General features: G+C 62.1%; 13 protein-coding genes. 8 read left to right on the forward strand and 5 right to left on the reverse strand.

All coding sequences use genetic code 11. From position 1 onward, the window contains the following. The coding region (locus ABW043_RS15745) for a flagellar motor protein MotA (protein ID WP_353922148.1) at positions 1-940 on the forward strand (940 nt) is incomplete at its 5' end. Between the two features lie 3 nt (positions 941-943). Beyond that, a complete protein-coding gene (locus tag ABW043_RS15750; protein WP_353922149.1) occupies positions 944-1,969 on the forward strand; it encodes a peptidoglycan -binding protein in 1,026 nt (341 codons plus the stop codon). A gap of 121 nt (positions 1,970-2,090) precedes the next feature. Here ABW043_RS15750 and ABW043_RS15755 read toward each other — a convergent pair whose 3' ends face one another. Then, positions 2,091-3,905: an ABC transporter transmembrane domain-containing protein gene (locus tag ABW043_RS15755; RefSeq protein WP_353922150.1), complete on the reverse strand. Its 1,815-nt coding sequence runs from the start codon at positions 3,903-3,905 to the stop codon at positions 2,091-2,093. Positions 3,906-4,115: 210 nt separating this feature from the next. On the opposite strand from ABW043_RS15755, the gene rpmE reads away from it, so the two are divergent. After that, positions 4,116-4,337 carry a 50S ribosomal protein L31 gene (rpmE, locus tag ABW043_RS15760; protein WP_353922151.1) on the forward strand — a complete coding sequence of 74 codons (222 nt, stop codon included), beginning with the start codon at positions 4,116-4,118 and terminating at the stop codon, positions 4,335-4,337. A 75-nt stretch (positions 4,338-4,412) separates the two neighbouring features. Further along, positions 4,413-4,697, forward strand: a complete 285-nt coding sequence (locus ABW043_RS15765) for a YciI family protein (RefSeq protein WP_353922152.1) — start codon at positions 4,413-4,415, stop codon at positions 4,695-4,697. A gap of 68 nt (positions 4,698-4,765) precedes the next feature. Here ABW043_RS15765 and ABW043_RS15770 read toward each other — a convergent pair whose 3' ends face one another. The 3 genes from ABW043_RS15770 to ABW043_RS22920 form a co-directional block, all read right to left on the reverse strand. Further along, the gene (locus tag ABW043_RS15770; protein ID WP_353922153.1) at positions 4,766-5,719 is read right to left on the reverse strand and encodes an acetyl-CoA carboxylase carboxyltransferase subunit alpha; all 954 of its coding nucleotides are present in this window, start codon (positions 5,717-5,719) and stop codon (positions 4,766-4,768) included. Positions 5,720-5,876: 157 nt separating this feature from the next. Next, positions 5,877-6,779 carry a site-specific tyrosine recombinase XerD gene (locus tag ABW043_RS15775; protein ID WP_353922154.1) on the reverse strand — a complete coding sequence of 301 codons (903 nt, stop codon included), beginning with the start codon at positions 6,777-6,779 and terminating at the stop codon, positions 5,877-5,879. Next, the gene (locus ABW043_RS22920; protein ID WP_449394283.1) at positions 6,776-6,994 is read right to left on the reverse strand and encodes a hypothetical protein; all 219 of its coding nucleotides are present in this window, start codon (positions 6,992-6,994) and stop codon (positions 6,776-6,778) included. Before ABW043_RS22920 ends, ABW043_RS15775 begins: the two co-directional genes overlap by 4 nt. A gap of 129 nt (positions 6,995-7,123) precedes the next feature. On the opposite strand from ABW043_RS22920, the gene ABW043_RS15785 reads away from it, so the two are divergent. Together ABW043_RS15785 and aroB are read left to right on the forward strand one after the other, a co-directional pair. After that, complete coding sequence (locus tag ABW043_RS15785) at positions 7,124-7,699, forward strand: shikimate kinase (protein WP_353922155.1); 576 nt, start codon at positions 7,124-7,126, stop codon at positions 7,697-7,699. Between the two features lie 11 nt (positions 7,700-7,710). Further along, positions 7,711-8,826: a 3-dehydroquinate synthase gene (gene aroB / locus ABW043_RS15790; RefSeq protein WP_353922156.1), complete on the forward strand. Its 1,116-nt coding sequence runs from the start codon at positions 7,711-7,713 to the stop codon at positions 8,824-8,826. Positions 8,827-8,961: 135 nt separating this feature from the next. Here aroB and ABW043_RS15795 read toward each other — a convergent pair whose 3' ends face one another. Continuing rightward, positions 8,962-9,231, reverse strand: coding sequence for a BolA family protein (locus ABW043_RS15795; protein ID WP_353922157.1), 270 nt, complete (start codon positions 9,229-9,231; stop codon positions 8,962-8,964). Between the two features lie 42 nt (positions 9,232-9,273). On the opposite strand from ABW043_RS15795, the gene ABW043_RS15800 reads away from it, so the two are divergent. Both ABW043_RS15800 and cobS read left to right on the forward strand, forming a co-directional pair. Next, positions 9,274-9,900, forward strand: a complete 627-nt coding sequence (locus ABW043_RS15800) for a J domain-containing protein (RefSeq protein ID WP_353922158.1) — start codon at positions 9,274-9,276, stop codon at positions 9,898-9,900. A gap of 129 nt (positions 9,901-10,029) precedes the next feature. Then, a partial coding sequence (cobS, locus tag ABW043_RS15805; protein ID WP_353922159.1) for a cobaltochelatase subunit CobS occupies positions 10,030-10,960 on the forward strand: 931 nt, incomplete at its 3' end.

The following is a 10,960-nucleotide window of genomic DNA, read 5'->3' on the forward strand; positions in this document are numbered from 1 at the left end:
CATCAAGATCGTCATTTTCCTGGTGCTGGTCGCCCTTGTAGCGGCGATCCTGTTCAGCCAGATCGTGACATTCTTCTGGGCCAACCCGTTCATCAACTCGATGATCTTCTTTGCCCTGTTCATAGGCATTTTCCTCAGTTTCCGGCAGTTCTTCCGCCTTTTCCCCGAGGTAAAGTGGGTCAATTCGCTCCAGGACGGCAATTCGGCCCAGGTTCGCCCGCCGGTGCTGTTGGCGCCCGTCGCCGGGCTGTTGCGCGAGCGCATAGGGGAAGCGGTGATCACGCCTACCTCCATGCGGTCCATCCTCGACTCCGTGGGCAATCGCCTCGATGAAGCCAAGGACACCTCGCGCTACCTGACGGGCCTGCTGGTTTTCCTCGGCCTCATGGGTACGTTTTACGGTCTCCTTGAAACCGTGGGCTCGGTTGCCGGCGTCATCAACGCGCTCGACGTGACCTCGGCCGACAGCGCCTCGCTCTTCACCAACCTCAAGGAGGGCCTTGCCGCCCCGCTGGCAGGCATGGGCACCGCGTTTTCGTCCTCGCTGTTCGGCCTTGCCGGTTCGCTTCTCCTTGGCTTCCTCGACCTGCAGACAAGTCAGGCGCAGAATGCCTTTTATACCGATCTCGAAGACTGGATGACTTCCATGACCGAGCTCGACCATCCCGTCAGCGCCATGCAGTCCAATGCCGGCGGGCCGGAAATGCAGGCCATGATCGACAGCATCGGCGCCTCGATGCAGAACCAGAACTCGTCGCAGAACGCCATTCGCGCCATGGCCGAACTGGCGCGCGGCATCGATGGGCTGGTCAAACACATCCGCACCGAGCAGGAAGATCTGCGCGCCTATATCACCGAGCAGAGCGAAACCAACAGGAAGCTGCGCGACCTCATCGAAGCCATGCTCAACGAGACCGACAATTCCGGGCGCCGGGACTAGGCCATGGCATCGAGCCGCTCACGCCGCAGGGTAGAGGCCAACTATTGGCCGGGCTTCGTCGATGCCCTCTCGAGCCTGCTGCTCGTCATCATTTTCCTGTTGAGCCTCTTCATGCTCACCCAGTTTTTCTTAGGGCAGGAAATCCAGGGACGAGACACCGCGCTATCGCGGCTCAATAGCCAGATCGCCGAACTGACCGAACTGCTGCAGCTCGAACGCGCCAATTCCGACGACCTGACCTCGCAACTGGCAACCCTGACCGCGACGCTCGCAACAGCGGACGCACAGAACCAGAGCCTGACCAGCCAGCTTTCCGGCATCGGCGCGGGCCTTGGCGACCGCGACGACACCATTGCCGGTCTTCAGGAAGACCTGCTCAATTCCGAAAAGCTCTCCGAAGAGGCCAATGCGCAGGTGGCGCTGCTCAATCAGCAACTGGCGGCCCTGAGGACACAGATTGCCGCGCTGGAATCGGCGCTCGAAGCCTCGGAAACCCGCGACACGGAATCGCGCACCCAGATCGCCGATCTCGGCCGCCGCCTCAACCTGGCCTTGGCCCAGCGCGTGCAGGACCTGTCGCGCTATCGCTCCGACTTCTTCGGCCGCCTGCGGCAGATTCTCGAAGGCCGTGCCGATGTACGCATCGTGGGCGACCGCTTCGTCTTCCAATCCGAAGTGCTGTTCGAGCCCGGCCAGGCTGATATCGCCACCGAAGGTACCCCGCAGCTCGATGCGCTGGCCGACGCCATCCTGCAGCTCGAAACCGAAATCCCCGACGATATCAATTGGGTGTTGCGCATCGACGGCCATACCGACAGCCGCCCGATTTCCAATGCTCGCTTCCCCTCCAACTGGGAGCTGTCGGCGGCGCGTGCGATTTCGGTGGCGCAATATCTCGTCAGCAAGGGCGTTGCCCCGGCACGCCTCGTCGCCGCCGGCTTCGGTGAATTCGCCCCGCTCGATCCGGGTGACACGGAAGAGGCGTTCAGGCGGAACCGTCGCATCGAGTTCAAGCTGACGGAAGGGTGATTGGCAACGGCGCTCGCGCCGTCAAATCACGGGTCGAGCCCTGCGAGACTTGGGATCAGCTTAGGCGCACGCAGAAGAGATTCCCGCTTTCGCGGGAATGACACCGTGTGTAGGGGCGTCGCTAGTGCGAAACATCCCCACGGAACTGCAGTTTCGCCAGCTCCGCATAGCGCCCGCCCTTGGCCACCAGTTCCTGATGGGTGCCCTGGTCGATGATCCGGCCCGCTTCGAGCACGAGGATCTTGTTGGCATCGCGAATGGTGGCGAGGCGATGGGCGATGACGAGGGTCGTCCGCCCTTCCATCAGATGTTCGAGCGCCAGCTGCACCAGTCGCTCGCTCTGCGCGTCGAGCGCCGAGGTTGCCTCATCGAGCAGCAGGATGGGCGCGTTCTTGAGAATGGCGCGGGCAATGGCGAGGCGCTGCTTCTGGCCACCGGACAGCATGACGCCGCGCTCGCCCACGATCGTGTCGTAGCCCGCGGGCAGATCGACCACGAAATCGTGCACCAGCGCGGCACGCGCCGCCGCTTCGACTTCGGCATCCGTCGCGCCGGGCTTACCGAAACGAACATTTTCCGCGATCGTGCCGGCAAAGATCGTCGGCTCCTGCTCGACATAGGCAAAGCGCTGCCGCAGGTCGGCAAGGCGCGCGTCGCGAATATCGACGCCATCGACGCGGATCGTGCCGTCGGTGACATCGTAGAACCGTTGCAGCAGCGAGAGCGTCGTCGACTTGCCCGAACCCGAGGGACCGACCAGCGCCACGGTCTCGCCCTTGGCGACCGAAAAACTTACATCATCGAGCACCCGTCCGGGCTGGGTCGGGTCGTAGCGGAAGGCCACATGCTCAAAGCTCACGGTCCCTAGCGACGGCACCGGCAGGTCAACCGGGTGCTTGGGGTCTTCGATCGTGGCCTCGGTGGCAAGAATTTCCATCAGCCGCTCGGTACAGCCGGCAACGGTCTGCAGCGCACCCAGGACCTCAGAGACATTGGTCAGCGCGCCGGAGGCCATCAGCGCATAGATCATGAACTGGGCAAGCTGGCCGGCCGTGACCGAACCTTCGAACACGGCGCTGGCACCCCACCAGACGAGACCGACAAGCGCGGCGGTGCCAAGAAAGATAACGAGAGCGACAAGGATCGCGCGGGCGCCGAGCCGGCGCACCTCGGCCTGATAGCTTTCTTCGCTACGGCTTTCGTAAATCGCGGTCTGCACCTTTTCCTGGGTGAAAGCCTTGACCGTCCGCGTCGCGCCGAGCATTTCCGTCGCCATGGCGGACAGCTCCGCCAGCGCATCCTGGGTCTTGCTCGACATGCCGCGCAGACGTCGCGAATAGCCCACGACCGGGATCAGGATCAGCGGCGCCGCGATGACCACGGCCAGCGTCAGCACCGGGCTCGTCAGGATCATCATGATCAGCGCGCCGATAATGGTGACCATCGACCTCAGGGCGAGCGAAAAGCTCGAGCCCACGGCGCTGCGGATGATGGCGACATCGTTATTGAGGCGGCTTGTGAGCTCGCCGACGCGCGTGGTGTCGAAATAGCGCGCATCGAGACGCAGGAGATGGCTGAAGGCGGCTTGCCGCAAATCGGCAAGCACACGCTCGCCGATAACGGAGATAAAATAGAAGCGCGCGCCGCTCGCCACCGCCATCACCGCAGCAATGGCGACGATCCACAGGCCATACTGGCTCACCTTGTCGAGGTTCTGCGCCACAAAGCCCTGGTCCACCACGCCGCCAAGCATGGCGGGAATGGCAAGCGAGGTAACGGTGGAAATGAGGAGGAACAGCACCGTAAGGGTCAGCCGCACCGGATAGGCGAGCACGAACGGCAGGAGCTGGCGCAACGGCGACAGGCGCCGCGGCAGCTTGGTGACCGAGATCACCTCTTCACTGTTGTTTTCCGCCGGAGCGGCCTGGTCGGTCATATGGGGTGCCGCATTCCAATTGCGTAAAGCCGCCTTGAGGCAGCCGGTTGGATATAGGCTCCCCCCTTGCATGGAGCAACAGCCGGAAAACGGGTAAAATTGCCGCTCCCCCGCCCTTGCCTATTGGGGCTCCATTATGTAAGAAGCCGCCAACAACAAGTTTCCAGCTCTCCGGGCGCCTCGGCGCCCGTTTGATTTGAGGCGAAGACCATGAAGGCCGATATCCATCCTGAATACCACACCATCAACGTCGTCATGACCGATGGCACCAGCTATGTCACCCGTTCCACCTATGGCAAGGAAGGCGACACGCTGCAGCTGGACATCGATCCCAAGACCCATCCCGCCTGGACCGGCGGCACGGGCCAGCTGATGGACCGCGGCGGCCGCGTCAGCCGCTTCAAGGAACGTTTCAAGGGCCTCGGCCTCTAAGAAGCGGTTCTGGCGACAGAATTCTGAAAAGCCCGGCCTCGTGCCGGGTTTTTTGTTGTTGGAGGTATTTTGCACATGTTTGTCCTCAACGTGACCTACATCGCTTCGATGGAAGCGGTCGAGCCCCATGTCGAGCCGCATATGAAATGGGTGGCTGAAGGCTATGAGCGCGGCTGGTTCCTCGCCTCGGGGCGCAAGAACCCGCGCACCGGCGGGTTCATCCTCGCCAAGGGCAATCGCGACGAGATCGAAGCCTATCTGGCAGCGGACCCGTTCGTGACGGGCGGCGTTGCCCAGTATGAAGTGACCGAGGTGCTGTTCAGCCGCACGACGCCGGGGTTTGAAGCACTCGCCGACTAGCGCACACAAAAAACGCGGCCTGTTTGCACAAGCCGCGTTCTGATTTCATCGGTCGAAAAAGGTTCGACCTAGATATTGGTGCCGATCGCGAGGAATTTTTCGCGGCGGTGCTCGCGCGTTTCCAGGCGCGATTTCCCGGCGAACTCGGCCAAAAAGTCCGAAATGGCGACGCGGGTGGAATCCATCACCTGGCCATGGTGGCGATGTGCGCCGCCGGTCGGCTCGGGAATGATGCCGTCGATCACCTTGAACGCCAGCAGGTCCTGCGCCGTGATCTTCTGGGCCGTGGCCATGTCCTGGGCCTTGGCGGCATCGCGGAAGAGGATCGAGGCGCCGGCTTCGGGCGAAATCACCGAATAGATGGCGTTTTCGAGCATCAGCACGCGGTTGGCCGTGGCAATGGCGATAGCGCCACCCGAACCACCTTCGCCGATGACGATGGCAATGTTGGGCACGCCAAGCTCAAGACCCTTTTCGGTCGAGCGGGCAATGGCTTCGGCCTGGCCGCGCTCTTCGGCGCCAATGCCGGGATAGGCGCCGGCGGTATCGACGAAGGAAATCACCGGAATGTTGAAGCGGTCGGCCATGTCCATGATGCGGACAGCCTTGCGATAGCCTTCGGGGTTGGCCATGCCGAAATTGTGCTTGAGGCGCGTCTCAGTCGAATTGCCCTTTTCCTGGCCGAGAATGGCCACGGGCAGCCCGTTGAAGCGGCCGAAGCCAGCCTGCAGCGCCGCGTCTTCGCCGAACTTGCGGTCGCCGGCCAGCGGCATCCACTCGGTGATCAGCGTCGACACATAATCGGAAAAATGCGGACGCTGCGGATGGCGCGCCACCTGGGTCTTCTGCCAGGGCGTGAGCTTTTTGTAGATTTCCACCAGCGCCTCGTCGGCGCGGGCGGAAAGCCGGTTCACTTCCTCGTCGATCGACACGGCCTGATCGGTCGCGGCGAGGGATTTGAGTTCGGCGATCTTTGCTTCGAGATCGGCGACCGGCTTTTCAAAATCGAGATAAGACTGCATCCCACCCGCCAGTAAGGGTCGTTGTTGGGGACCCGGATTGTTCTAGGCCACGGCTCTTGCGCCCTAAAGTGGCCGGAAAGTGGCGATGGTTCAATGCCGAGTCAAGTTTCGGAAGGGAAATGCTTGGGATTTCTCTTCCGTTCCCACAGGCTCGACCCTATCCGCCGGCCAGAGGATGGTGCGTTTCAACCAGATTGCGCAGTTTTTCATCGAGCACATGGGTATAAATCTGCGTCGTCGAAATATCGGCATGCCCAAGCAGCATTTGCACGACACGCAGGTCCGCACCCCCGGCAAGCAGGTGACTGGCAAAGGCATGGCGCAAAACGTGGGGCGCGACGCGAGCCGAGGAAATGCCCGCCCGCCCCGCAAGCATTTTGAGATCGCGCCCAAAAACCTGCCGCGCCAGATACCCGCTCTCGCCATTGGCCGGAAACAGCCATGGCCCCGGCGGCAAGGTGGCAATCCAGGCACGCACCGCATCGCGCGCCCGGTCGGTCATCGGCACCACGCGCTCCTTGCTGCCCTTGCCGACCACGGTGATGAAACTGGAATCCCGCATCACGGCTGAACGCCTGAGCGCCACCAGCTCGGAAACGCGCAGCCCGGTGGCGTAGAGCATTTCGAGAAGGCAATAGAGCCGGCGCGCCGCTTCCTGCCTGGCGGGCGTTGCTTCCGCATTGGCTTCCTCTTCGGCAAGAGTAAGCAACTTGTCGACCTCGGCCACCGACAACACTTTTGGCAGCGGGCGCCGTGTCTTGGGGCTGGCAACGATCCGCGTCGGGTCGTCGCCGCGCATGCCGTCGGCACAGAGGAATTTATGAAACTGCCGAATGGCCGACAGATGCCGCGCGCTCGACGAGGCCGAAAGCCCATCGGCCTTGAGGCCATCAAGATAGGCCGTGACCGTCTCGCGCGGACAATCGAGGAGGCTCTGCTTTTTCCCCGCGACGAAGCCGGCATAATTGGTGAGGTCGCGCCGATAGGCGGCAATCGTATTGGCCGCGGCGCCCCGCTCGGCGCTCATCATTTCGAGGAATGCGCCGATGAGATGGCTCATTGGGCGGGCGTGGCCGCCGGCGTGCTGGTCACGTTGGGCGTCGGCATGCCCACTGGCCGCGTCGGCGCCGTTTCACCCAAGAGTTCGCGCGTCGGGATATTGCGCACCACGTCCTTGGGATTGGGCTCGACGAAGGACACGAGCGCAAACATCCCCGCATAGACGAGGCCAGCGAGGAACAGGATGGTGATCAGCAGGCGAAAGAGAGTCGGCATGAGCTTTCCGGCGTTTTCGAGCGAAACTTTGCCACAGAAAGGTTTCCATCCGGTAGGCAAAATCGCGTTGCGCTTGACAGCTTTGGGCCGTATCGCTTCAAGCGGCCTTAAGTTCGGAGGGCGCCTTTCTTGAGCAAAACGGATAGTCCCGCGCGATCGGCGCGCGCCAAGGCCCTCATCGAGCGGCTGGGCGGCAGGCCGCTCATCCTCGTGGGCATGATGGGCGCGGGCAAGACCACGGTCGGCAGGCGCCTCGCCACTCGCCTTGGCCGGCGTTTCCTCGATAGCGACGAGGAAATCGAAAAGGCCGCGCAGATGACCATTCCGGAAATCTTTGCCCAGCGCGGCGAGCCCGAATTTCGCGCCGGCGAAATGCGCGTCATTTCGCGGCTGCTCAAAGAAAACGACATTGTTCTCGCAACCGGCGGCGGCGCCTTCGTCAATCCCGAGACCCGGGCCATGGTAAAGTCAGGCGCCATATCGGTCTGGCTCAAGGCTGATCTCGATGTGCTGTTCGAACGCGTCTCGCGCCGGTCCAATCGGCCGCTGCTCAAGACCGCCGATCCCAAGGGTACGCTCGAAAAACTGATCGCGGACCGCTATCCCATCTATGCCGAGGCCGACCTGACGGTCCTGAGCCGCGACGTGCCGCAGGACAGCGTTGCCGCCGACGTCATCTCCGCCCTTCTGCATCACCTGCGCTGAAAGTTTTCGCCATGGCCGATATTTCCCACACAGTGCACGTCGCCTTGGGCGAGCGCGCCTATGACATTCTCATCGGCCCCAACCTGATTGATGACGCAGGCGCGATCCTGGCGGAAAAATTCCCCGGCCGCCGCTTTGGTATCGTCACCGACACCGAAGTCGCCAAGTTCCAACTGCCGCGCCTTGTCGCCAGCCTAGAATTTTCAGGCCTCACCTTCTCGACCATCACCCTGCCCTCGGGCGAAAGCACCAAGAGCTGGGAGCACCTGCAGACCGTGGTTGAAGGGCTTCTCGCCGCAAAGCTCGAACGCAATGATCTCGTCATCGCCCTTGGCGGCGGCGTCATCGGCGACCTCGCCGGCTTTGCCGCCTCGATCACCCGCCGCGGCATGGACTTCGTGCAGATCCCAACCTCGCTTCTCGCGCAGGTCGACTCCTCGGTCGGGGGCAAGACGGGCATCAATTCCCCGCACGGCAAAAATCTCGTCGGCGCCTTCCACCAGCCCAAACTGGTGCTGGCCGATCTTTCGGCCCTCGACACCCTGCCCCAGCGCCAGTTTGCCGCCGGCTACGCCGAGGTGGTCAAATATGGCCTGATCGACGATCCCGATTTCTTCGAATGGCTCGAAGCCAATCACGCCGAAATCTTTGCCGGCGGCCCGGCTCGCGGCGAGGCCATCGCCCGCTGCTGCGCCCACAAGGCGCGCGTCGTCATCGAGGACGAGAAGGAAATCGGTGTTCGCGCCCTCCTCAATCTCGGCCACACTTTTGGGCACGCGCTCGAAAAGGACACCGGCTATTCCGACCGGCTGCTGCATGGCGAAGGCGTTTCCATCGGCATAGTCCTCGCCCACACCTTCTCCAATCGCCTCGGCCTTGCGCCGGGTCAGGATTCAGGCCGCATATCGCAGCACTTGCGAAAATCGGGCCTGCCCACCACATTGGCTGACATCCCCGGAACCCTCGGCTCCACCGAAACCCTCATGGCCGCCATCGCGCAGGACAAGAAAGTCTCGCGCGGCGCGCTGACTTTTATTCTCACCCGTGGCATCGGCCAGGCCTTCATCGAAAAAAATGTCGATCCCGCCAAGGTTTCGGCATTTTTGGAGGAGATGCGTGGGGCCTGAACGCCTCTGCGTCGTCATTACCGGGCCATCCTCGGACTTGATCCGGGGGCCCGGTGATCCCACACCTCGGTGGCGGCAGGCACGGAAAGAGTGGATTGCCGGGATAAACCCGGCAATGACGATAAATGACTGGCTCTAAAGCGGGTCAGCAGGCAGAACCTCGATATTAAGCGCGTGGACGCGGTCCTTGAGTTCCGCATCCAGCACTTCGAACACGGCGCGGTGTTGCGCCACGCGGCTCAAGCCGTCAAAATTGCGGGTCGCGATTCTCACCCGAAAATGGGTCTCGCCCCCTTCGCGCCAACCGGCGTGGCCCCGATGCTTGTTCGACTCGTCGATCACATCGAGGTGGAGAGGTGAGAACCGCTCTGTGAGTTTTGCTACGATTGTGTCCCTCACGGACATGGCCGGTCTCCGATTGAAAATTTAGGCATTTAACTAGGTGCTATGAAACAGCAATCCAAGCTTTTCGATACGATCCGTATTCGACCGCGCCGGGAAGAAAAGCCCGAGCCGGCCGAATTCTCCTGCGAATGGGAAGGCTGTGACGAGCCCGGCGAGTATCGCGCCCCCAAGGGGCCGCGCAGCGAAGGGCAGTATCACCACTTCTGCCTCGAACACGTTCGCCACTACAACAAGGCCTTCAATTTCTTCGCCGGCATGAGCCAGGAAGAACTGGACGAAGCCCTGACAACCCCGCCCAAGGCGGAGTCGCGCTCGAGCTTTGCCACCGGCAATCCGCAGAATGCCCGCGCCTCGGCCAAGCCGGCCGGCATGCGCCCCGGCGACAAATATGGCGACCCCTTTGGCGTCTTCGCCAAGTATCGCCACCGCCAGGCCCAGCGCCCTGCGGCCGAGCGTGTGAAGCCGCTGAACGAGAACGACAGGCGTGCTTTCGAGTCCCTAGGCTTTTCCGGCCATGCCAAGTCCGATGACATCAAGGCGGCCTACAAGAACCTCGTAAAAGTCCACCATCCGGACGTAAACGGCGGCGATCGCTCCTCGGAAGAAAAGCTCCGCACCATCATCGCGGCCTATAGCCACCTCAAGAAAATGGGTTTTGTAGCCCGCTGAACCCGAGGGGTTACGACACCAGCGCTATCGTGACAGTTTGGCTACCAGCACGTTAGCATTGCTGCTATAGAGCCACGGGCCAATGCGCCTCTGACACAAGAAAAATCTCCTGATCCACGAGCCCTTGCCATGACCGAATTCACCAATCTGCCCGACACCGATTACAAGGCCCGCGAGCTTTTCGGCATCGATACCGACATGGTGGTCAAGGGTTACAAAGAGCGCACCGACCACGTGCCGCCGATCGATCCGGATTACCTGTTCGACCGCAACACCACGCTCGCGATTCTGGCCGGCTTTGCCTATAACCGCCGCGTCATGGTGCAGGGCTATCACGGCACGGGCAAGTCGACCCATATCGAGCAGGTCGCCGCGCGCCTCAACTGGCCGCTGGTCCGCGTCAATCTCGATAGCCACGTGTCGCGTATCGATCTCGTCGGCAAGGACGCCATCGTCCTCAAGGACGGCAAGCAGATCACCGAATTCCGTGACGGCATCCTGCCCTGGGCCGTGCAGAACAATATCGCCCTCGTTTTCGACGAATACGACGCCGGCCGCCCGGACGTGATGTTCGTGATCCAGCGCGTTCTCGAGCAGTCGGGCCGCCTGACGCTTCTCGACCAGAACCGCGTGATCGTGCCCCACCCGGCATTCCGCCTGTTCTCCACGACCAATACCATTGGTCTTGGCGACACCTCGGGCCTCTATCACGGCACCCAGCAGATTAACCAGGGCCAGATGGACCGCTGGAGCCTCGTGACCACGCTCAACTACCTGCCCCACGACAAGGAAGTCGGCATTGTTCTCGCGAAGAACAAAGCCTTCACCGAAACGGAGAAGGGCAAGAAGCTGGTCTCCAACATGGTGCGCCTCGCGGACCTGACACGTTCGGCCTTCATCAACGGCGATCTGTCGACCGTCATGTCGCCGCGCTCGGTCATCACCTGGGGCGAAAACACCCAGATTTTTGGCGGCGATGTCGGCTTTGCCTTCCGCCTGACCTTCCTCAACAAGTGCGACGAACTCGAACGCCCCGTGGTTGCCGAGTTCTACCAGCGCG

It is taken from the genome of Devosia sp. (genome assembly GCF_040509215.1).
In the GTDB taxonomy this organism is placed as follows: Bacteria; Pseudomonadota; Alphaproteobacteria; order Rhizobiales; family Devosiaceae; genus Devosia.